Below are 22,266 nucleotides of genomic sequence, written 5' to 3' on the forward strand. Positions count from 1 at the left end.
GACCGTACGCAGCCATAACCGTAGGCGAATTGCACAGTATGTGACCGCAATTGACGGTTGATGCGGTCTCGGTGACCGGGGGACAGCGCGCTCTGGGGAGGCGTCGTGGACGACTATGCGGGTCGGGTGCTTGCCGACCGCTACCGCCTGCCGCTGCCGCCTTCCGATGAGTACGAACTGGTCGAGACCCGGGCGTTCGACACGTACAGCGGACAGGAAGTCCTGGTGCGGCACGTGCCGTTGCCGGAGGTCGTGGACGCCGAGGTGCTCGACGGGGACGGGCTACCGCCGGCGGTGCGTCGGGCCGGCGGGCGTACGGTGCGGCGGTCCACGGACCCCGCGGTCCGGCGCGCGATCGAGGCCGCGCAGGCCGCGGCCCAGGTGCCCGATCACCCGAGGCTCGACCAGGTCTTCGACGTGTTCGCCGAGGACGGATCGCTCTGGATCGTGAGCGAACTGGTCGCGGCCCGTCCGCTGGCCGCGTTGCTCGCCGAGCGGCCGCTGAATCCGTACCGGGCCGCCGAGATCGGCTCCGATGTGCTGACGGCCCTGCGGGTGCTGCATGCGCACGGCTGGACCCACCGGAACATCACCGTCCGTACGGTGCTGATCTGCGACGACGGACGCGTCATGCTGACCGGCCTGGCGGCCGGGGCGGCGGAGGAGGCGTTGTGCGGGTATGTGCCGACGCCGCAGCCCGAGGACGGGAACGGTTACGGGCGGCCCGCGCTCGAGTCGGGCCCGACCGGTCCGTTCGCACCGCCCGCGGAGCCCGCCGAACGAGCCGGACCGCCCGGACCCGTCGAGCTGCCGTCCTCGCGGGGTCCGGCCGGTGAACTGGAGGCCGCACGGTCGCCGCTGCATCCCGACGCGGCTGCCCCCGGCGCGGACGGTTCCGCTCAGCTGCGGGCCGCGCGCGCCGGAGCCATCGCCGCCTACCGGGCGGGCGCCCGCGCCGCCGCACGCGTCAGCGAGAACCAGCGACGTGCCCGGACCGGCGAGCCGGAGGAAGTGGACCGGACCGGCAGCCTCCCCGTTCAGCGTCCCGGCCCCCCCGATGCCGGCCGCCCGCAGTTCACGGGTGGGTGGGGCCCCACCGCGACGGACCCGTACGACGACGAGGCCGACGAGGACGACGACGAGTACGACGCCCCGTACGGCGGCGACGGCGGCCAGGGGCCGCCCGACCGGCGGATGCACCTGATCGGCTCATGGGGCGACGGCGCCGACTTCGGGCGCACTGTTCCCGCGGGCGGCTCCAACGAGGACGCCCTGCGCGCCGACGCCCGTCGCCACGGCAACTCCGCACCTCAGCAGCCGGAGCACCGACAGCATCCCACCTCCGGCCGCTGGGACGACATCGTCGCCGGTGACCAGGGAGCCCCCGCCTACCGCGGCCCCGCCACCACCCTCGCCGCCGAGCGCGCCCGGCAGGCACGGATCGCCGTTGTCGGCGCCGTCACCGAGCGCTGGGCACCCGAGCAGGCCGGACCGGTGCACGAGAACTGGCAGCTGGCACCGCCCATCGGCCCGGCCACCGACCTCTGGGCGCTCGGCGCCCTGCTCTACCGCGCCGTTCAGGGCCACGCCCCGTACCCCGAGGAGAACGCGGCCGAGCTCGTCCAGATGGTCTGCGGCGAGCCTCCCGCCTTCGCCGAGGAGTGCGGTCCGCTGCGTCCGGTCGTCGAGTCGCTGCTGCGCCAGGACCCCGCCGAACGCCCGGACTTCGAGGAGCTGCGCGGCTGGCTGCGCTCCCTCGTGCGGTCGGCGCCCGAGCCCGAGGCCGGTCTCGACGTCGTGCCGCTGCCGTCCGTCGACGGCACCCGGCTGCCCGTCGTGCGCCGCCGGGGCGAGCTGGTCCGCAGGCGCCGCGGCCGCATGGGCAGCGCCTCTGCGCACGGCCGCCACCGCCAGACGAGGGAGCGACCCGAGCGGTACGAGAAGCCACGGCCGCCCCGCGAGCCCAAGGGCCCCAAGGCGCTGCGCACTCCGCCCCGCCCCCGGCAGGGCGAAGGACGTGCACCGCGGCGGCTCGGACGGCTGCTGCTCGTGCTGATCCTGCTGGGCCTGGCCGCCGCCATCGCGTACGCCGTGATGTTCATGCCCAAGGCGGACAGCGGTGCCGGGCAGAGCTCTCCCTCCGGTTCCAAGGGCTCGACCGCGGCGGCCTCGGACACCGGCTCCCCCGACTCCTCCGACGGGAAGCCACCGGCACAGTCCGAGCCGCCGTCACCGTCCCGGTCACCCGGTGCGGAGCAGCCGCAGACCAGCCGCTCGGCCGTCGCGCTCGCACCCGGTTACACCCTGCGCAAGGACGCCGAGGGCTTCGAGGTCGGCGTGCTCAAGGGCTGGCAGCACAGCGCCGGCGGCGCCGACCGGCAGGTCAGGTACGGCAGCGACGGGTTCAGCCTGCTGATCGTGCCGGGCCGCGACACCGTGAAGGTGAACGGCGCCGACCCGCTCGTCTACCAGAGCGACAGGGAACGGGAGTTGCAGCCCTTCCGGGACTCCAGCTGGTCGTCGGCGACCGGGCTGCGCCGTATCGACGTCGGCCGGCAGGCCATGGCGGAAGGCCAGTTCACCTGGCAGGACGAGACCGGGCGCGAGGTGTACGTCCGCAACCTCGCGATGATCGTCGACGGCCGCTACCACGTCATCCAGGTGATCGGCCCGGAGAACGAGCGGGACAAGGTGACCGCCGTCTATGAACAGGCCATCGCCTCCTACCGCGTGAACTCCTGAGGCACCGGCAGCGGAAGAGCGCCCGCGCGACAAGCATCACAGTGCGGTTTCTTGAGCGGTGCGAGGTTCCGTGGCCGTGCTCCCCTCCGTAACCTGGCATCCGAAGAAAACGGGGCGGGGAATCGTGGAACGATCACAAGGAACGGACACGGGGCTGGTACTGGCCGGAAGATACCGGCTCGGTGAAGTCCTGGGGCGCGGCGGCATGGGCAAGGTGTGGCGCGCCCATGACGAAGTGCTGCATCGCACGGTCGCCGTCAAGGAGTTGACCGCCGGGCTGTACGTCGCCGAGGCCGACCGGGTCGTGCTGCATGCCCGGACCCAGAAGGAGGCCCGCGCCGCGGCCCGCATCACCCATCCCGGCGTGGTCACCGTTCACGACGTGATCGAGTACGACAACAGGCCCTGGATCGTCATGCAGTACGTCGACGGACCGTCACTCGCCGACGCTGCCAAGGAGAGTGGCGAGATCGCGCCGCGCGAAGCGGCCAGGATCGGCCTCCATGTCCTGAGCGCGCTGCGCGCCGCGCACAGCGCCGGCGTGCTGCACCGGGACGTGAAGCCCGGCAACGTACTCCTCGCCCGTGACGGCTCGGTGCTGCTCACCGACTTCGGTATCGCCGCGATAGAGGGCGACTCGACCATCACCAGGACCGGTGAACTCGTCGGGTCCATCGACTATCTGGCGCCCGAGCGGGTACGCGGCGGCGATCCCGGTCCCGCCTCCGACCTCTGGTCGCTCGGCGCCACGCTCTACTCCGCGGTCGAGGGACGCTCGCCGTTCCGCCGTACGTCCCCGATCTCCACCATGCAGGCCGTCGTCGCCGAGGAACCGCCGCCGCCCGCCCGGGCCGGCGCGCTCGGCCCGGTGATCACCGCGCTGCTCCGCAAGGACCCGGCGGACCGGCCCTCGGCGGCCGAGACGGAACGGATGCTGCTGGACGCGATGGAGGGGCGGGAGCCCCGGGCGGCGCAGGCGTACGTACCGACGCAGCGGGTGCCCGAGGAAGCCCTGCGGGCGACGGACCCGGGTGCCACAGGGCGCACGGCCGGCACCGGGACGGAGGCACTCGACCCCGTACCGCAGTTCACGGCCGCCCCGGTGACCCGCCGCAGCCGCGGCCGGTGGCGTACGACGGTCCTGGTCATCGCGCTGGCCGCGCTGGTAGGCGGCGGCGCCGGGCTGGCCGCGATGAAGTTCGGCGAGAGCTCCGGGACGAGCGGCCCGGAGGGCGGAACGGTCCATGCGACGAACACTCCGCCGCGCACCTCGTCCAAGGATCCGGGGCCCGGCCGCTCCGCCAAGGCAGTGCCCGACGGCTGGCACCCGGTCACCGACCCCAAAGGGTTCAGGCTGGTCGTCCCCGACGGCTGGAAACGCCGGGTGGACGGCCAGAACGTCGACTACACCCCGGACGACGGCGAGCACTACATCCGGATCAGCGTCGACCCGGAGCCCGACTTCGACAACCCGTACATGCACATGTTGGATATGGAGAAGAGGCTCACCGAGCGGCTGCCCGCCTATGAGCGCAAGACCCTCCACTCCAAGCTCTACCGCGATCGTCCCGGCTCCCTCTGGGAGTTCACCTGGACCGAGTCCAAGAAACACCCCGGCCCGCGCCACGCGATCGACCAGATGTACTTCGCGGAGGACGGCGGCCCGGAGTACGCGTTGTACATGTCGGGTCCGGCGGGGGACTGGGACACGACGCGGGACCAGTTCGACACGATGCTGCGGGGCTGGCGCGCCCCGGGTGACGCCCGCTGACGGTGCCTGCGCGTGCGGCACGATGAGCGCACGGAAAACCAGGGGGAGCAGGGGACCTGTGCTGGGCGGAGGACGGTCTGATGTACGACGTCCGGGTGTCGGCGCCGGTCGGCCGGCTCGACGTGGCGCAGGAGCAGTTCGACGCGGCACCGGACTCCTTCACCGCGGCCCGCTGAGGACCACGTTCCGCTGCCGCGCAGTTGTTTCGCGAACGGCCGGCCGGCCCGTCCGGCTCGGCAGATAGCCCCTGATCAGCAAATATGCCGCCAGTGATCGCTGGCTCGATTTGTGGGGACTGTGAAAACCTGTTACCGGCGGGTATCCAAAGTGTGCGGCTGGACATACTCTCGCCCCATGACGGACTCGCAGGCCTCTGCTGCCCACCCTGGTTCGAACCCTGTGGCCGCCGCCCCCGCGGGCGCGCGCACAGCCGCCGATGTGGTGACGCCCGAGGTGGTCGCCCAGTTGACCCGTGGCGTCGTCGGCTCCGGCCGTACCGCGAACCACACCCCCTTCACCGGGGAGAAACTCGCCGACCTGCCGGAGTCCACCCCCGAGGACGTCGCCGAAGCCTTCGCGCGGGCCCGCGTCGCCCAGCCCGCCTGGGCCGCCACCCCCGTCCGGGCCAGGGCCGCCGTCCTGCTCCGCTTCCACGACCTCGTACTCCAGCGCCAGGCCGAGGTCCTCGACCTCATCCAGCTGGAGACCGGCAAGGCCCGCCTGCACGCCCACGAGGAGGTGCAGGCGGTCGCCGTCGCCGCGCGGCACTACGGGCGCAGGGCGTCCTCGTATCTGAAGCCGAAGCGGCACACCGGTGTCGTACCGATGCTGACCAAGGTCACCGAGCTGCGCCAGCCGCGCGGCGTCGTCGGCCAGATCGCGCCGTGGAACTACCCGTTCGAGCTGTCCGTCGGCGACGCGCTGCCCGCGTTCGTCTCCGGCAACGCCCTGGTGATGAAGCCCGACACGGAGACCGCGCTCACCGCGCTCTGGGCCCGCGACCTGCTGATCGAGGCCGGGCTGCCCGCCGAGGTGTTCCAGGTTGTCCTCGGTGACGGACCGGTCGTCGGTCCCGAGGTCGTCAAGCACGCCGACTACGTCTCGTTCACCGGATCCACCCGTACCGGCCGCGAGGTCGCCCAGAGGGCCGCCGCCCGCCTGGTCGGCGTCTCGCTGGAGCTCGGCGGCAAGAACGCCATGCTGATCCTGAAGGACGCCGACGTGGAGAAGGCCGCCGCGGGCGCCGTCCGCGCCTGCTTCTCCTCCGCCGGACAGCTCTGCATCTCCATCGAGCGGCTGTACGTCCACGAGTCTGTCGCCGACGACTTCGTGGCGCGGTTCGCCGCCCGTACCAAGGCCATGCGGCTCGGCAGCTCCCTCGCGTACGGCGCCGACATGGGTTCGCTCGTCGGTGAACGCCAGCTGGAGACCGTCACGCGGCATGTCGCGGAGGCCGTCGAGAAGGGCGCCACACTCGTCGCGGGCGGCGTCGCCCGCCCCGACATCGGCCCGCTGTTCTACGAGCCGACCATCCTCGACGGCGTCGAGGCACCGATGGCCGTCTGCACCCAGGAGACCTTCGGCCCGGTCGTCTCCATCTACCGCTTCCGTGACGAGGACGAGGTCATCGCCCTCGCCAACGCCACCCCGTACGGCCTGAACTCCAGCGTCTGGACCAAGGACTCCAGGCGCGGCCACCAGGTCGCCGCCCGGCTGCGGACCGGCACGGTCAACATCAACGAGGGGTACGCCCCCGCGTACGGCAGCGTGCAGTCCCCGATGGGCGGCATGAAGGATTCCGGTCTCGGCCGGCGGCACGGCTCCGAGGGCATCCTCAAGTACACCGAGGCCCAGACGGTCGCCCAGCAGAGGCTGATCCCGCTCGCCCCGTCCTTCGGGATGGACGACGAGAAGTATGCGGCGTTCATGAGCCGCAGCCTGAAGGCGATGAAGGCGTTCCGCCTGCGCTGAGCCCGTCACACCGCAGCACGATCTGTCCTTTTCGCACCGAGGAGAGCCATGTCCCAGGACAGCCCTGCCCAGAATCAGGCCGGACCGGCGGGTGAGACCGACGACGACGCGGCGTACGACTACGACGTCCTCGTCGTCGGCTCGGGCTTCGGCGGCGCGGTGTCCGCCCTGCGGCTGAGCGAGAAGGGGTACCGGGTCGGGGTCCTGGAGGCGGGCCGCCGCTTCACCCCCGGCACCCTCCCCAAGAACTCCTGGGACATCAAGAACTACCTGTGGGCCCCCGCCCTCGGGCTCTTCGGCATCCAGCGCGTGCATCTGCTCGGCAAGGTGATGGTGCTCGCCGGGGCGGGCGTCGGCGGTGGCTCCCTCAACTACGCCAACACGCTGTACGTCCCGCCGGCCCCGTTCTTCGACGACCGCCAGTGGGCTTCCATCACCGACTGGCAGGACGAGCTGACGCCGTACTACGACCAGGCCAAGCGGATGCTCGGGGTGCGGCTCAACCCCACGATGACCCCGTCCGACGTCCATCTGAAGGCGGCCGCGCAGGCCATGGGCGTCGGCGACACCTTCCATCTCGCCCCGGTCGGTGTCTTCTTCGGCGACGGCAACGACGCCGACGGCACGGCGAGGGCGAAGCCCGGCGGAACGGTCGCCGACCCGTACTTCGGCGGCGCGGGCCCCGCCCGCAAGGCCTGCACCGAGTGCGGCGAGTGCATGACGGGCTGCCGCCACGGCGCGAAGAACACCCTCAACGAGAACTACCTCCACCTCGCCGAGAAGGCCGGCGCGGTCATCCACCCGATGACCTCCGTCGTCGCGATCACGGACGACCCGGAGGGCGGGTACCACGTCACGACCGTCCCGACGGACCGCCGGAAGAAGGGCGGGCCGACGCGGCTGCGCGCCCGCAAGGTGGTCGTCGCGGCGGGCACGTACGGCACCCAGACCCTGCTCCACACCATGAAGGACAAGGGGCTGCTGCCCCGGCTCTCCGCCAGGCTCGGCGAGCTGACCCGTACCAACTCCGAGGCGCTCGTCGGCTCCGGGACCAGCGACCGCCGCTACCGCAGGAAGCACGGCACCGCGAAGGCCGACTTCACCCAGGGTGTCGCCATCACGTCCTCGGTCCACCCCGACGAGAACACCCACATCGAGCCGGTCCGCTACGGCAAGGGTTCCAACGCCATGGGCTCCCTGTCGATCCTCCAGGTCCCGTACGGCAGCCGTCGGGTGCTGCGCTGGCTCGGCAACATGGCCAAGCACCCGGCCCTCGCCGTCCGGTCGCTCTCCAACCGCCGCTGGTCGGAGCGGACCATCATCGGTCTCGTCATGCAGTCGCTGGACAACTCCCTGACGACGTACCGCAAGCCCAGCGGTATCGGAAAGGGCCTGCTCACCGCCCGGCAGGGGCACGGGGCGCCCAACCCCACCCAGATCGAGGAGGCGACGCGCAGCGCCTCGTTGCTCGCCGACGAGATCAACGGCTTCGCCGGGTCGAACGTCGGCGAACTGATGGGTACCCCGCTCACCGCGCACTTCCTCGGTGGCTGCCCGATCGGTGCGAGCGCGGCGGACGGGGTCATCGACCCCTACCACCGGCTGTACGGGCACCCGGGCATCTCGGTCGTGGACGGCTCGGCGGTCTCCGCGAACCTCGGCGTCAACCCGTCGCTGACCATCACCGCGCAGGCGGAGCGGGCCATGTCGTTCTGGCCGAACAAGGGCGAGGCGGACCCGCGCCCGGCGCAGGGCGAGGCGTACGAGCGGCTGGCCGCGGTCGAGCCGAAGGCACCGGCGGTGCCGAAGGAGGCGTTCGGCGCGCTGAAGCTGCCGTTCCTGGGTCTGCCGACGGTCCCGCCGAAGAAGAAGCAGTAGGGCCTCTCTTTCGGACCGGGCCGGTTCCGGACAGCGGAAAGGGGCTGCACCCCCCTCCGAGTGCAGCCCCTCACGCCTACCGGTGACCTCGCCCGTTACGCGGCGGCGTCACCGTTCCTGCGACGCCGCACGACGAACATCGCACCGGCGCCGAGCACCACGGCCGCGCCGCCCGCAAGGGCGAACATCGGCACCGCGGAGGACGAACCGGTCTCGGCGAGCGTGCCGGAGACCTGGCCCTTGGTGTTGGAGGACGGCTTCGCGGCCGGGACCGGAGCGGTGCCGCCGGTCTGCGGCGTCGAACCGCTGCCGCCGGACTTCACGATCTGGAACTTGTACGCGACGTCGCTGACGCCCATGCAGTCCTTGTCGCCGACGTACAGACCGGCGCCGAGGGTGAAGCCGGCGCCGACCGGGGCGGTCGACTTCACGTTGATGCGGAGCGGGATGTCGACCTCGTAGCCCGCGCGGATCTCGTCGGACTGGCCGACGTAACCCACCGCGCGGCCGTCCTCGCTGAGGTCCTCCCACGTGTTGGTGTCCGGGTCGAGTGCCTGGAGGCTGACCTGCTTCGACTTGAACAGGTCGTTGCCGTCCTTGTCGGAGGCGGCGCCTGCGAAGTAGTCGATCTCGCGCACGGTCGTCTTCGACGAGTTGTAGACGTTCATCTTGAACTTGTGCCAGCCGCTGCCACGGGCGATCTTGCCGGGCAGGCCGTTGATCGAGATGTCCAGGTCGGACTTCTCGCACTCGGTCGGCTCCTGCGGGTCCTCGGACTCGGACGGCGTGCTGGAGGGCGTGCCGGACGGGGTGGCGCCGGTGTCCGCGGACGGCGTGCCGGACGTCTTCGCCGCAGGCTTGTCCGTCTCCTCCGCGGTCTTGCCGGTCTCCTCGGCGGGCGAGGAGGTGTTCTCGGCGGGAGCTGTGGTGGTGACCTCGTCGGACGGCGTGCCGCTGGGCGTGGTCTCGGCGCTCTCGGTCGGCTCCGGGTTCGTCGACTCGACGGTGGTGACGGTGTCGTCGGCGAACGCGACCGGGGCGGCCAGGATGGCTGCGGGTGCTATGACTGCGGTGGCGGCGGCCACCGCCATGGCGCGGCGAAGCTTCATGAAGACCTCAGAAGTACGGTGTACCGCTGTGGCCGCGGTACGCGGGTGGGGACGGGCCTTCCGCGGTGGAGTCACGGGTGGGGCCATTGTTCTGCATGCATGACCAACCACCCGCCGCAATGGTTGTCCCGGTGTTGACAGAATCTTTATGTGATACGTGCCACATGGCGCTCCGTCGCCCCCGTGGCCTGCGGAAATCCGCCGCCGCTCCATGACCAAGGGCCCCGCGGTCCGGTGTAAACCGGTCCGCGGGGCCCCTGTCGATCAGCACCGACGTCAGGGCAGCGCCGGTGCCGAGGGGCGGCGCCGGGGGCGGCGCCGCGGGAAGGTGGTGCATCGGGTCGGCGCCGCCGCGTGCGAGGTGTCGACCCACGTCGTGGGTAGTGCGATATGGGGGACTTGCCCCTTGCATCGTGCTGGATCGGCTGCGTCCCGTGCAACCGTTTCGTCCTGATACGGTCGGCTCCGGGCGTCCCCGGAGCCGACCGCTCTTGGGGTGACCGGGCTGCTGTCCCCTGCTGACCGGTCACGCACGCTGGGGCGCGGTCCCACGGCGTACCTGCAGTACGCCACACGCTCCAGCGGAGCCACGCGTGGTTTCTTCCTGAGCCGCCCCTGGCTGGCACGGACACCGGGACCAACGAAGTCGGCGAGGCGCCGGTCACGCGCCGTACGGGTGAGAGCTTGTCGGGTGGCCGGTTGATTGCGCTGCGATGGGGGCCTCGATGGTCTTGGTTCGGGCGGTCTTGCGGTGGGATTCATGGCTCCACCTTGATGGCTGCCCGGCGAGTCGGACGAGCGTCAGGCGGGTCATCGCCACCTTGATCATGGCCTCGGGGGTCGCGGTCAGCCGTTCGTGGTCGCGGGCCGGTCGACGGTTTCGGAGCAGCCGGCCGAAACTTCGCTCCACGGCTCATTGCTACATGATTTGCTACCATCGCTTCATGGACACTCCAGCGGAGTACGCCCCCGACGAGGGGCCTGCCCAGAAGGTCAGCGTCTCCATGCCGGCCGGCCGGATCGCCGCCGTGAAAGCGCGCGTCGGTGCACGAGGCTTCTCGGCCTACATCAGCGCGGCCGTCGAGCGGCAGATACAGCGTGACCTGCTGGAGGAGCTGTTGCAGGCCAAGGAGTCGGAGATCGGCCCACCGTCCCCCGAAATCCAGGAATGGGCTGCGGAAATCTTCCGGGAGGCGGAAGGGCTGGCGGCGCAGGAGCGCGCCGAGCCCGCACGTGAGGGGGACGCGGAGTGGGACGCGCGCAAGGCCGGTTGAGTCACGGCGTCGTGATCCTCGACTCCGAGGGGCTGAACAGGTTCATCCGTAACGACCATCACGTCACCGGGCTCATTCGCGCGGCCCAGTCCAAGGACGCCCTGGTCGCCATCAGTAACCTGACCCTGATCGAAGCGTGGCATTCCAAGATCAGCATGGATCGCTTCCGGTGGCACGTCTCCCACCTCCATGTGCTGCCTGTCACCGAGGCCATCACATGGCAGGCCATCGACCTCCTCCGCAATGCAAACCTCCACGGACACAAGTACGCGATCGACTCCGTCGTGGCGGCGACGGCGCTGGGCTTCGCAGGTCCCCGGATTGTTGTCACGTCGGACGTGGACGACATCAACAAGCTCTGCGGTGACCGCGTGCGCGTCGTGGGCGTCTGACGGGATCGAAACCGATGCGGGGGTCCCGCACGGATGCGACCCGCCTTGATCCATTCGGTTCCGTACCTGTTCGATCTGCGGATGACCGATACCGATGCCGATGTGGATCTGGGCGCTGTCACCGCCCCCTCCGGAGCCCTCGGCGGCCATGGAGACGAGCCGGGCCTTGAGCTTGCCGGTCGGGATGCCGGAGATCAGCTGCCGGAACCGTTTCTGAGGGCCGTGCTTCTCCCGGGTCTTCTCGGTGGTGAAGTCGAGGTCTTCGATGCCGATCGCGGCGACACCGACAGACTTGGCCCAGTTGATCAGGCGGGCAGTGCGTGGCGGATCTGGGCGTCGCGGTGACCGGCCGAACCGGACAGGTCATAGGGGAAACGCCGCGGCCCGCCGACCGGGTTGCCGTGGACATCGAGCCGGTAGGCGGCGAAGTGGTCGGCGTTGGTGTCGACGCCGACCATGCCACGCGCGGCCGGCTGGGCAACACCGCTCCGGCCGCGATTCCCCAAAGGGCCAACCCAGCTGCCCTTGTCGTAGAGACGACATGTCGCAATCACGGCACCCGCAACAGGTGACACGCGGGCCTCGGAAGCCGGAGTCTTGATCCGAACCGCGCGCTCCACGCCTGCACCTTCTCGAAGAGGCCCCCGATGATGCACCCACGGCTCCGCCCAGCCGCGCTCATAGCGGCAGGTGCCCTCATCGCCGCCCTGGCTCCTGTCCTGGCCCCGTCCTCCCACGCGGCCGCCGCCACCGCCCGCCCGGCGGCCCCCGCTTCCCGGACCTCCACCGTCACCCTCGTGACCGGAGACCGGGTGCACCTGGAGCGCTTCCCCGACGGCCGCCAGGCCGTCTCCGTCGAGCCGGGCGGGGAAGGCGCGGGGGGCAGCTACGAGCAGGTGGAGATCGACGGCGACCTCTACGTACTCCCCGGCGAGGCACTGCCGTATCTGGCCACCGGCGCACTCGGCCGCCAGCTGTTCAACATCACCGGCCTGGTGGAGCAGGGCTTCGACGACGCCCGCACCAAGAGCATCGCGCTGATCGCCCGCTACCGCTCCGGCGTCCGGCTCGACTCCGCCGAGGAGCCCGTCGGTTCCAGCCACCCCTCTCACGACAGCCACCCCCGCCGCGCCGCCTGCCACACCAACTGCGTCCGCGTCGCGGCGCCGGCGCGCTGCATCAGCACCTGGATCCGGCGCTGCACCGTGCGCTGGCTGACCCGTAGCTGCGAGGCGATCGCCTTGTCCGCGACCCCGGCGACGACCAGGGACAGCAGATACCGCTCGTCGTCGGCGACGTTCGCACCGGGCCGCGGACTGCCGCCGAAGTCGGCCAGCTCACCGGAGTCCGTGACGTGCAGCGGCGACGCCGCCGCCCACTGGCTCTCGAACAGCGCGATCAGCGCGTCGAGCAGGCTGCTGCCGTGCACCACCGCGGCCGTCGGCTCACCCATCGAACCACCCGAACCGCCGTGCATCAGCGGGCAGATGGCGATCGAACCGTCCGCGATCACCATCCGCACCGGCAGCGTCCCGGTAGCCCGCGCCTGCTCACCCGCGCGGATGCTCCGGGCAACGTTGTCGACCATGCCGGGCTCCTCCAGCAGCGCGCGCTCGTAGATAGCCTCGTACCGCACCCCACGGGCGAGCAGCTCCCACTCCTCGTCGTTCTCCGCCGCAGGCATGGCCACATGGCCGGCCTTGCAGAGCCACCGCATCTCACTGGCCCCGTACGCCATATGACGCAGCCGCTGGCGGATCACACTCACCCCCGTGATCACCTCGACAAGCTGCCCCGCGTCATGCCGCCGCCCCCCGGCCCGGTACTCCTCGGTGAGCTGCTCCACCCCCCGCCGCGCCGACTCCAGCGCCTCATGCCCACGCAGCAGCAGCGGACGCAGCGCTGCATCGGGCGCCACCGGCACATAGCGCACCGCGCCCCCCGCCGGCGAAATGGCCACCCGCCCCACCAGCCCCTTGTCGTGGAGCGAGGCCAACAGCCTGTGTGCCTGCGCCACTTCGAGCCCCAGATGCTCAGCTATCACCGCGGCATCAGCCTCACGCACCCCGACGAGGAAGCGGTACACCCGCTCCTCCCTTGCCTCGATCCCCGCGGCCTCCAGCATGAATCCGCCTCTCACGACGCCCCCACCCACCCCAACCGATGTACCACCCACCGGACAGAGCGTGATCCAACCACACCCGCACACCGGGACGATGTCCGCGCCAGTGCCCCTCCCGGCAAGCTTTGCCCCGTCGCGTCGTCCGGCACGCCCGCTCGCCGCGTTGGCCAAAAGCCCTGGTAGCTCTGCTACAAGGACTTCCGGCCGCCTTGCGATCGCACGCACCGGACGACGCTCCTCACGGGGCAAACATTGCCGGGCGCGGCACTAGCACGCACGACGGCCCTCGGACTTCGATACGCGCGAAGTGGCGGCGAGCGGACATGTCGCTTCTTCGTCAGGCGCGGCCGTAGCGTCGGTGCCCCTTCCTGCCGAGGCTTGACCCGCCGGTCGCGGAACCCTCCCTGCCGGCGGAAGGAGAGCGTTCAGCATGCGTTTCAGGCGAAGAGCCGCACTGCTCAGCTTCACCTTGGCGACCACCATGGCCACCACCGTGGCCGGCGGCGGTCTGGTGTACGGTGCCACCCCCGCACCGAAGACCGGGAAGGACGCGGTAACCACCCCGTCCCAGGCAGAAGTCCGCACCGCGAAGGTCACCCTCGTCACCGGAGACCAGGTGACGGTGGCCACGAGGGCGGGCAAGACCCTCGCCGTCAACATCACCCCGTACCACCGCAGTGCGGCCGAGCTGCGGACGTACACCGTCGGCACCGATGTGTACGTGATCCCGCGCGACGCCGAAGCACTGGTGCACAACGGCCAGGTGGACAGCCGGCTGTTCAACGTCACCCAGCTCATCGCCCAGGGGTACGACGATGCCCACCACGCGTCGACCCCGATGATCGTGCGCTACGCGTCCGGCGCCAAGGACACCGCACCCGGCGGAGCCCGCCTCACACGGAAGCTCCCTGGCGTACGCGGAGCCGCCGTCAGCGCCGACAAGCGCAAGGGCGCCGCGTTCTGGGAGGCCGTCGACGACGACAGCGCCCGCGCAGGAACCCCCAAGGCCCGCCTGTCGGGCGGCGTCCAGCGCCTCTGGCTGGACGGGAAGGTCAAGGCGCTCCTCGACAGGAGCGTCCCGCAGATCGGCGCCCCGGAGGCGTGGAAGGACGGTTTCGACGGCACCGGCGTGAAGGTCGCGGTACTGGACACCGGTGTCGACGCCACCCACCCCGACCTCGCCGGCCGCATCGTGGAAAGCCGCAGCTTCGTCCCCGGCGAGACGGTGCGCGACGGCCACGGCCACGGCACCCACGTCGCCTCCACCATCGTGGGAAGCGGAGCCGCCTCCGGCGGGAAGTACCGGGGCGTGGCACCGGGCGCCGGGCTGATCGTGGGCAAGGTGCTCGACGACGGCGGCAGCGGCTCGGAATCCTCGATCATCGACGGGATGGACTGGGCCGCGCACTCGGGGGCGAAGGTCATCTCCATGAGCCTGGGCGGCGGGGAAGGCGCCGACGGCACCGACCCCATGGCGATGGCGGTCAACGAACTGACGGCGCAGACCGGCGTGCTGTTCACCATCGCGGCGGGCAACAGTGGCCCCGCGGCGACGTCCGTCGGCTCACCCGGAGCCGCCGACGCGGCCCTGACGGTCGGCGCCGTGGACTCCACCGACGCGGTCACCGACTTCTCCAGCCGGGGCCCACGAGGCGGTAACGGCGGGCTCAAGCCGGAGATCACCGCGCCGGGCTCGCGGATCGCCGCCGCCCGCGCCGCCGGCACGACGATGGGCACACCGGTGGACGGCTCGTACACCACCGCGAGTGGCACCTCCATGGCCACGCCGCACGTGGCCGGCGCCGCCGCGATCCTCGCGCAGCGCCACCCCGACTGGACGGCGGCCCGTTTGAAGAGCCAGCTGATCAGTACGGCCAAGACCACCGCAGCCACCTCCGTCTACGCCCAGGGCGCCGGCCGCGTGGACGTGGCACGCGCACTCCGGCAGCCCGTATCGGCCAGCGGCACGGCCGACTTCGGACTGCGGGACTGGGACGCCACCGCCCCGGTCGGGAAGAAGATCGAGTACGTCAACGACGGCGACCAGCCGGTCACCCTCGCCCTGAAGGTCGAGAACGCGGGCGAGGAACTGCCGGCCGGAGTGCTCAGCCTGGGAGCCGACTCGGTGACCGTGCCGGCGCACGGCACCGCCGAGGTCGACCTCACCCTCAACACCGCCGGCGTGACGACCGGATCCCACGGCGCGCACGTCACCGCGGTCTCCGCCGACGGGCGGACGGCGGCAGTGACGGCGGTCGGCTTCGGCCGGGACGTACAGCGCTTCGACGTCACGCTGAAGGTGCTCGACCGCGACGGCAAGCCGACGAGCGGCATCGCGGCGGTCACCGCCTGGCAGCTGGGCCGCTACGGACTGCCCGAGACGTACCCGGTCGCAGCGGACGGGACCGTCGTGGTGCGGGTACCGCGCGGCGAGCACGCCTTCATCTCGGAGATCTTCCACTACACCTCCGACTGGAGCCGGCTGGAGGAGTACACCTACGCCGCCCAGCCGGGCACGGTGATCGACTCCGATCGGACCTTCACCCTGGACGGCGCCAAGGCAGGGCCGGTCACCATGACCACCTCCCGGCCGACGGAGACCAACCGCGCCCGCATCGGTCTGAACTTCCAGGCCGTGGACGGCGACCTCATCCACGACCGCGAGATGTGGCTGGACGGCGAGACGGCCGTGTACTCCATCCCGTCGCAGACCGCGAACGAGCGCTTCGAATCGCGCACCGGCTGGTCGCTCGGCGCACCCGCACTCGACGCCCGCCTCGTCGGGCACGGCAACCGGACCCTGGACGCCGCCTACCTCGAGGGCTGGACGGGCTCCGCACGTATCGACGGCACGCGCGTCCTGCGCGTGGCGAAGGCCGGCGAGGACGTCCGGGGCAAGCTCGCCCTGGTGAAGCGGAGCGCCGAGCGCACGGTGCGAGAGCAGGTCGACGACGCCGCGAGCGCCGGTGCGCTCGCCATCCTCATCTACAACGACATCCCCGAGAACTGGCTCGCAGGCAACTGGGGCACGACGGCCACCAAGATCCCGGCGATGACCCTCTCCGGCACCCAGGGCGAGGAGCTGGCGGCCCTGGACAACGCCATGATCAAGATCTCCGGTACGGCGGTGAGCCCGTACTCCTACGAACTGCTGAAGTACCGCAAGGGCGGCATCCCCGCCGACCAGCGCTACCGGGTACGCGACGAGGAACTGGCCACCGTGGACTCCTCGTTCCACGCCTCGACGCCGGCCACCGAAGGCGGATACGCCCGGCTGACGCGCTCGCCGATGCAGCCGACGGCGTACTTCGGCTTCGACCGGGTGGTCCTGCCGCGCTCCCGGACCGAGTACGTCTCCGCAGACGTGCCCACCTGGGAAGCGGTGAAGGCAGGTCCCGTGTGGGGGTGGGACGGCTCCTGGAAGCTGACGAGCATCTCGACGCTCAAGGCCGGACAGCGCGTGCACCGCGACTGGAACAAGGCCGTGGTCCGCACCGCGCTGCCGGACGCACAGTCCAACTCGGCCGTCCGGCAGGGCGATGTCGGTGTGGTCATGTCGGGCGGTCTGCTCGACACCGCGCCGGACCAGGCCTTCTCCGCCGAAGCCGCCAGCGACAAGGCGCTGTCCACCGTCTACCGGGACGGCCAGCTCCTCGGCAGCATCCGTTCGGCGCCCGTCGCCTTCCCGATGACGGCACAGCGCGCCGAATACCGCGTGGTCACCGACGTACAGCGGGACGCCCCCGGCTGGACGACCTCCACCAAGGTGCGCACCGACTGGCGCTTCCACTCCGAGCGGAAGGAAGGAATGACCCTGCTCCCCGTCCTGTCGGTCGACTACCGACTCGACGTCGACCAGGCCAACAGCGCCCGGCCGCACTCCACCACCCGCATCGGACTGGGCGTGCGCTACCCCAAGGGCCTGAACGGTCTGAAGCTCGCCGGGGCGAAGCTGTGGGCCTCGTACGACGACGGCACCAACTGGCGGCAGGTCCGCCTCGACGGCGGCCTCAACGGCACGATCGACAACCCCGCGAACGCGGACTTCGTGTCGCTGCGCGTGCAGGCCACCGATGCCGATGGCAACACCATCGAGCAGACGGTGACCCGCGCCTACCAGATCCGCCGCTGACCGATGCCGGGGCGCCTGCACCGCAGGCGCCCCGGCGTGCGCGTCCACCCAGCGACGGCCACATGGGCGGGCCACACGTGGTATCCGGCCACTGCTGGGCGACCCGATTCCGAACTCGGATACGCCTCCGGAGCCCCCGTCGGCCGCCGCGCGCCCGGCCTGCGGGTGTGTGCACGCGGCCGGCCTGCGGGGAGTCACACGCGGCCGCGGCACAGCTCCAGCAGCGTCATGGCGAGCGAGGTGCCGGGCTTGCCGAGCGCCTTCCGGTACTGGCCGAGGATCTCCATCTCGCGGGAGAGGTTGACCCGGCGGCCGCCGGAGGTGATCCGCGCCTCCTGAATGACTGCCGAGACGGCCATCCGTTCCTGGACAAGCCCGATGATCCGGTCGTCGAGGGCGTCGATGCGCTCGCGGGCGTCACCGATCAGCCGGGCGGCCTCATCGGTGTTCGCGCCGGTCTTCTCGATGGGGGTCTTCGCGGCGGCGGTGCTGTTGCTCATGGTGTGACTCCTGGGGGATGTGGTCCCCGGAGCGGTCGGACCCCGGACGCAGAACGCCCCGGGCCTGTCGGCCCGGGGCGCCTGGAACGTTGCTTGTCAGTTGCTCAAGCAGCACGACCATGGCAGCCGGCGGGCCGGATGCCATAGGTAAAGACGAAGGTCGTGTGCTGACGCATGGTGCCAGTATGGACCCGCGCCGGGCGACGGGCCAACGCGCGGCCCGGATGCTGAGACGCCGCCGGCGGCACGGCCGCGCGCTCCCTTCCGGCCGATGCCCGGAGGGCCTGCGCCCGTACCCCGGAAGGCGCGGAAATCCGTCTTCCTCGCAACCCCGGTAGAATCGGCAGAACCGACCCCCCTCTCAACGCCGGAAGGCCGCCCCCGTGCCAGCAGCACCCCCCGCCGCCCCCGACACCACACCCGACGTGGTCCTTGTCGTCGACTTCGGCGCGCAGTACGCCCAGCTCATCGCCCGCCGCGTCCGTGAGGCCCGGGTCTACAGCGAGATCGTCCCGTCCACGATGCCGGTGGCCGAGATGCTGGCCAAGAACCCCCGGGCGATCATCCTGTCCGGCGGCCCCTCCTCGGTGTACGCGGACGGCGCGCCCAGCCTCGACCGCTCGCTGTTCGAGGCCGGGGTCCCGGTCTTCGGTATGTGCTACGGCTTCCAGCTGATGGCCACCACGCTCGGCGGCACCGTCGACGACAACGGTGCCCGTGAGTACGGCCGTACCCCGCTGACGGTCTCCAAGACCGGCTCCACGCTCTTCGAGGGCACGCCCGCCGAGCAGTCCGTCTGGATGTCGCACGGCGACGCCTGCTCCGCCGCCCCCGAGGGCTTCACCGTCACCGCGTCCACGGACGTCGTACCGGTCGCCGCCTTCGAGAACGACGAGAAGAAGCTCTACGGCGTCCAGTACCACCCCGAGGTCCTGCACTCCACGTACGGCCAGCAGGTCCTGGAGCACTTCCTCTACCGCGGCGCGGGCATCGAGCCGACCTGGACCACGACGAACGTCGTCGAGGAGCAGATCGCGCTGATCCGTGAGCAGGTCGGCACCAAGCGCGCCATCTGCGGACTCTCCGGCGGTGTGGACTCCGCGGTCGCCGCAGCCCTCGTTCAGAAGGCCATCGGCTCCCAGCTGACCTGCGTGTACGTGGACCACGGTCTGATGCGCAAGGGCGAGACCGAGCAGGTGGAGAAGGACTTCGTGGCCGCCACCGGCGTCCAGCTGAAGGTCGTCGACGCCGAGGAGCGGTTCCTGAAGGCGCTGGCCGGGGTCTCCGATCCCGAGCAGAAGCGGAAGATCATCGGCCGCGAGTTCATCCGCGTCTTCGAGCAGGCCCAGGCCGAGCTCGTCGCCGAGGCGGGCGCGGCCGGTGAGGACGTCGCGTTCCTCGTGCAGGGCACGCTCTACCCGGACGTCGTCGAGTCCGGCGGCGGCACCGGCACCGCCAACATCAAGTCCCACCACAACGTGGGCGGCCTCCCCGACGACATCGAGTTCCAGCTCGTCGAGCCGCTGCGGCAGCTGTTCAAGGACGAGGTCCGGATGGTCGGCCAGGAGCTCGGCCTGCCGGAGGAGATCGTCCAGCGACAGCCGTTCCCCGGCCCCGGTCTCGGTATCCGGATCGTCGGCGAGGTCACCAAGGACCGGCTCGACCTGCTGCGCGAGGCCGACGCCATCGCCCGCGAGGAGCTGACCGCGGCCGGACTCGACCGCGACATCTGGCAGTGCCCGGTGGTCCTCCTGGCCGACGTCCGCTCGGTCGGCGTCCAGGGCGACGGCCGCACCTACGGTCACCCGATCGTGCTGCGCCCCGTCTCCTCCGAGGACGCGATGACGGCCGACTGGTCGCGCCTGCCGTACGAGGTCCTGGCGAAGATCTCCACCCGCATCACCAACGAGGTCGCCGACGTCAACCGCGTCGTCCTCGACGTGACGAGCAAGCCGCCGGGCACCATCGAGTGGGAGTAACCCCCCACCGCAGGGCCAACGCCGATGCCGTCGCTCGTTCATCCGGGCGGCGGCATCGCCGTGTCCGGGGCCGCTGCTCCGGCGAATCGATACGTGATCGCTCTGGCCACCTGCGGTGACCGGCGGTAGCTTCCGTCCGAATGCCCTGGGAGCCCCGAGGAGTCGCCATGCCCGAGCCCACGCCGATCCCCGTCGAACGGCTGCAGTTCGCGATGCCGCCCGTCCACGAGTCGGCCGGCGAGGAACGCGCGCACCGCAAGGAGCGGCTGGCCGGGGCGTTGCGGCTGTTCGGTGAGTACGGGTACGAGGACGGGGTCTCCGGCCACCTCACCGCGCGGGACCCGGAGTTCGCCGACTGCTTCTGGGTCAACCCGTTCGGCGCCCCCTTCGACGGGATGAGCCCGGAGGATCTGATCCTGGTCAACGGCGACGGGCAGGTCGTCGAGGGGCGCCATCACGTCAATCAGGCGGCGTTCGCCGTCCACGCCCAGGTGCACCGGGCGCGCCCGGACGTCGTCGCCGTCGTGCACACCCACTCCCTGCACGGCCGGGCGCTGTCCACGCTCGGTGAGTTCATCGAGCCGATCACCCAGGAATCCTGCGCGTTCTACGAGGATCACGCGGTCTACCAGGCCTACACGGGGGTCGTGGTCGACGAGGACGAGGGGCGCCGGATCGCGGCCGCGCTCGGCACCCGCAAGGCGATCATCCTGCGCAACCACGGGCTGCTGACCGTCGGTGACTCGGTGGACGCGGCCGCCTGGTGGTTCCTCGCCATGGAGCGCTCCTGCCAGGTGCAGCTGACCGCGCGGGCGGCCGGGAAGCCGGTGCTGATCGAGCACCGGGACGCCGTCGCCACCCGCGATCAGCTCGGCAGCGACCTGGTGGCCTGGATCAATTACCAGCCGCTGTGGAAGCGGATTGCCCGAACGTTCTGACGATCTGTGCGTCCGGACCGCCCCGATGCGGCACCTGCCCGTCCCGTACGGCACAATTCGCAGCAATCGGTGGTCAGTTGGCAGTACTGGGGCGGGAAAGGGCGGCGTTCTCCGTGGCGTTGGACGAGGCACGACAAGGCGCGCACGGCGGTGGCTGTACGTGCGGCGACTGCCCGCACGGAGCGCGCGAGGGACACCGGCGCGCGGTGGCCGCCTTCCTGGCCAAACGGGATGGACTCGCCGCAGGCCAGGGCCTGCCGGCCGGAGTCGCCCAGTCCGCGTCCGCGACCCGTCAGTGGGTCTCCGACGAGCTGACCGAGTCGGCCCGCACGGTCGCCGAACGCAGTCGGGAGGAGGGCGACGCCTGGCTCCACCGCGTCTGGCAGCGCACCCTGGCCGTCGTCTGGGGGAGCGTCGCCGTGCTCGTCATCGGCGAGTCGGTCACCGCGATCGGCGCGGGCTGGTCGACCGCCCGCACCGCCGGTCTGCTCGCCGGGGCCGTCACCGCGGCACTGCTGACCGGAGCCGCCCGCTTCCACCGGGTCCGCGGCGGCGTTCTCGCCCCGCTGATCGGCGAGGACAACCGGCTCTCCACCTCCCGTGCGGTCGCCGTCGCCTGGGTGCTGCTCGCCGTCTTCTCCGTACTCGTCCTCGCGCTGCAGCTGGCAGGGGCCTCCGGCCACGCGGAGCGCGACGCGCTGATCGACGGTCTGGAACTGGCGCGTGGCGCCGGGGTGCTGACCGTGCTGGCGTTGGTGTGCGCCGTCGCCGTGCTCGTGCGCCGGGTGGTGACCGTACGCGTCCTCGCGCAGCGTCTGCAGAAGCTGCGGGCGGACCGGCCGCGCGCTGCCGATCTGCTCACCGACGACTCCGGGCGCGGCAGTTTCACGGATGTGCAGTACGTGCTGGTGAGCGCCGTAGCCGTCCTCTTCGCCGCGGTCCGGCTGGCCCGCCGGCCCGAGCAGCTTCCCGATCTGCCCTGGGGGCTGGCCCTGCTGGTGGCGGTCTCCGCGGCGACGTACTTCGCGGGGAAGCACGCGGAGGGCGGGCGCCCGGTCGTGCTGTCCGTCGTACGGGCCCGGGAGGCCGGTGACCTGGACGCGCCGATCCGTACCGGCGACGACATCGAGATCCGCGGCGCGGGCTTCGTGCCGCCCGGCGCCGGGGCCCCGGACCGGCTGGCCCGCATGGTGGTCCGGATCGGCCGGGTCCATGTCCATGTCCCGCTGATCCCGGTCACCGGAGGCTTCGCCAACCCGACCGACACCGTGCTCACCGTGCCGGTCCCGGTGGAGGTGGAACCCGGGCGGGTTGACGTCCAGGTCGTGACAGCCGCCGGGGTGGAGACGAACCGGGTCGAGATCGACGTCACGGACTGAGAAGCGACAGACCGTCCTTCCCCCCGGCCGCCGCTCGGGTCTGAGCGAACCGCGGGGCAGCTGAGCAGCCCGTTCGCCG

General features: G+C 71.2%; 14 protein-coding genes and 1 pseudogene. 10 read left to right on the forward strand and 5 right to left on the reverse strand.

Annotated features, from left to right (window positions below):
* Window positions 1–105 precede the first annotated feature (105 nt).
* The 4 genes from ACGFSA_RS04860 to ACGFSA_RS04875 all read left to right on the forward strand — a co-directional run bounded on the left by ACGFSA_RS04860 (window position 106) and on the right by ACGFSA_RS04875 (window position 8,362).
* The gene (locus ACGFSA_RS04860) at window positions 106–2,742 is read left to right on the forward strand and encodes a protein kinase (RefSeq protein ID WP_393299680.1); all 2,637 of its coding nucleotides are present in this window, start codon (window positions 106–108) and stop codon (window positions 2,740–2,742) included.
* Between the two features lie 124 nt (window positions 2,743–2,866).
* Window positions 2,867–4,513 (forward strand): serine/threonine-protein kinase, encoded by a 1,647-nt coding sequence (locus ACGFSA_RS04865; RefSeq protein WP_393299683.1) that lies wholly within the window; start codon window positions 2,867–2,869, stop codon window positions 4,511–4,513.
* A gap of 354 nt (window positions 4,514–4,867) precedes the next feature.
* On the forward strand, window positions 4,868–6,484 hold the full coding sequence (locus ACGFSA_RS04870; RefSeq protein WP_393299686.1) for a succinic semialdehyde dehydrogenase: 1,617 nt from the start codon (window positions 4,868–4,870) through the stop codon (window positions 6,482–6,484).
* A gap of 48 nt (window positions 6,485–6,532) precedes the next feature.
* Window positions 6,533–8,362 (forward strand): GMC oxidoreductase, encoded by a 1,830-nt coding sequence (locus ACGFSA_RS04875; RefSeq protein WP_393299689.1) that lies wholly within the window; start codon window positions 6,533–6,535, stop codon window positions 8,360–8,362.
* Window positions 8,363–8,457: 95 nt separating this feature from the next.
* Here ACGFSA_RS04875 and ACGFSA_RS04880 read toward each other — a convergent pair whose 3' ends face one another.
* A complete protein-coding gene (locus ACGFSA_RS04880; RefSeq protein ID WP_393299692.1) occupies window positions 8,458–9,471 on the reverse strand; it encodes an LAETG motif-containing sortase-dependent surface protein in 1,014 nt (337 codons plus the stop codon).
* A 661-nt stretch (window positions 9,472–10,132) separates the two neighbouring features.
* Complete coding sequence (locus tag ACGFSA_RS04885; protein ID WP_393299695.1) at window positions 10,133–10,381, reverse strand: hypothetical protein; 249 nt, start codon at window positions 10,379–10,381, stop codon at window positions 10,133–10,135.
* A 34-nt stretch (window positions 10,382–10,415) separates the two neighbouring features.
* Between ACGFSA_RS04885 and ACGFSA_RS04890 the strand changes: the two genes are divergently transcribed.
* Together ACGFSA_RS04890 and ACGFSA_RS04895 are read left to right on the forward strand one after the other, a co-directional pair.
* Window positions 10,416–10,745 (forward strand): hypothetical protein, encoded by a 330-nt coding sequence (locus tag ACGFSA_RS04890; RefSeq protein WP_393299698.1) that lies wholly within the window; start codon window positions 10,416–10,418, stop codon window positions 10,743–10,745.
* Entirely contained in the window at window positions 10,721–11,137 is a 417-nt protein-coding gene (locus ACGFSA_RS04895) for a DNA-binding protein (RefSeq protein ID WP_393299701.1), read from the forward strand. The genes ACGFSA_RS04890 and ACGFSA_RS04895 overlap by 25 nt, the downstream gene beginning before the upstream one ends.
* 144 nt (window positions 11,138–11,281) lie before the next feature.
* Here the strand turns inward: ACGFSA_RS04895 and ACGFSA_RS04900 are convergent.
* Both ACGFSA_RS04900 and ACGFSA_RS04905 read right to left on the reverse strand, forming a co-directional pair.
* Window positions 11,282–11,604: pseudogene (locus ACGFSA_RS04900) on the reverse strand (IS200/IS605 family accessory protein TnpB-related protein); the annotation flags it as partial.
* A 641-nt stretch (window positions 11,605–12,245) separates the two neighbouring features.
* Window positions 12,246–13,262 carry a helix-turn-helix domain-containing protein gene (locus ACGFSA_RS04905; protein WP_393299704.1) on the reverse strand — a complete coding sequence of 339 codons (1,017 nt, stop codon included), beginning with the start codon at window positions 13,260–13,262 and terminating at the stop codon, window positions 12,246–12,248.
* 427 nt (window positions 13,263–13,689) lie between these two features.
* Between ACGFSA_RS04905 and ACGFSA_RS04910 the strand changes: the two genes are divergently transcribed.
* On the forward strand, window positions 13,690–17,391 hold the full coding sequence (locus ACGFSA_RS04910) for a S8 family serine peptidase (RefSeq protein WP_393299708.1): 3,702 nt from the start codon (window positions 13,690–13,692) through the stop codon (window positions 17,389–17,391).
* 194 nt (window positions 17,392–17,585) lie between these two features.
* Here ACGFSA_RS04910 and ACGFSA_RS04915 read toward each other — a convergent pair whose 3' ends face one another.
* A complete protein-coding gene (locus ACGFSA_RS04915) occupies window positions 17,586–17,891 on the reverse strand; it encodes a chorismate mutase (RefSeq protein WP_393299711.1) in 306 nt (101 codons plus the stop codon).
* 383 nt (window positions 17,892–18,274) lie between these two features.
* On the opposite strand from ACGFSA_RS04915, the gene guaA reads away from it, so the two are divergent.
* The 3 genes from guaA (at window position 18,275) to ACGFSA_RS04930 (ending at window position 22,187) form a co-directional block, all read left to right on the forward strand.
* Complete coding sequence (gene guaA / locus ACGFSA_RS04920; protein ID WP_393299713.1) at window positions 18,275–19,870, forward strand: glutamine-hydrolyzing GMP synthase; 1,596 nt, start codon at window positions 18,275–18,277, stop codon at window positions 19,868–19,870.
* A 167-nt stretch (window positions 19,871–20,037) separates the two neighbouring features.
* Window positions 20,038–20,808 (forward strand): class II aldolase/adducin family protein, encoded by a 771-nt coding sequence (locus tag ACGFSA_RS04925; RefSeq protein WP_393299716.1) that lies wholly within the window; start codon window positions 20,038–20,040, stop codon window positions 20,806–20,808.
* Window positions 20,809–20,921: 113 nt separating this feature from the next.
* A complete protein-coding gene (locus tag ACGFSA_RS04930; protein ID WP_393300270.1) occupies window positions 20,922–22,187 on the forward strand; it encodes a hypothetical protein in 1,266 nt (421 codons plus the stop codon).
* Window positions 22,188–22,266: the final 79 nt, after the last annotated feature.

The organism is Streptomyces sp. NPDC048496 (genome assembly GCF_043200055.1).
GTDB lineage: Bacteria > Actinomycetota > Actinomycetes > Streptomycetales > Streptomycetaceae > Streptomyces.

What these genes read in the sequence shown, in the direction of transcription:
- ACGFSA_RS04915 (WP_393299711.1), bottom strand. Translation starts at nt 17,891, where the DNA reads ATGAGCAACAGCACCGCCGCCGCGAAGACCCCCATCGAGAAGACCGGC.
- ACGFSA_RS04910 (WP_393299708.1), top strand. Translation starts at nt 13,690, where the DNA reads ATGCGTTTCAGGCGAAGAGCCGCACTGCTCAGCTTCACCTTGGCGACC.
- ACGFSA_RS04890 (WP_393299698.1), top strand. Translation starts at nt 10,416, where the DNA reads ATGGACACTCCAGCGGAGTACGCCCCCGACGAGGGGCCTGCCCAGAAG.
- ACGFSA_RS04905 (WP_393299704.1), bottom strand. Translation starts at nt 13,262, where the DNA reads ATGCTGGAGGCCGCGGGGATCGAGGCAAGGGAGGAGCGGGTGTACCGC.
- ACGFSA_RS04870 (WP_393299686.1), top strand. Translation starts at nt 4,868, where the DNA reads ATGACGGACTCGCAGGCCTCTGCTGCCCACCCTGGTTCGAACCCTGTG.
- ACGFSA_RS04875 (WP_393299689.1), top strand. Translation starts at nt 6,533, where the DNA reads ATGTCCCAGGACAGCCCTGCCCAGAATCAGGCCGGACCGGCGGGTGAG.
- ACGFSA_RS04880 (WP_393299692.1), bottom strand. Translation starts at nt 9,471, where the DNA reads ATGAAGCTTCGCCGCGCCATGGCGGTGGCCGCCGCCACCGCAGTCATA.
- ACGFSA_RS04925 (WP_393299716.1), top strand. Translation starts at nt 20,038, where the DNA reads ATGCCCGAGCCCACGCCGATCCCCGTCGAACGGCTGCAGTTCGCGATG.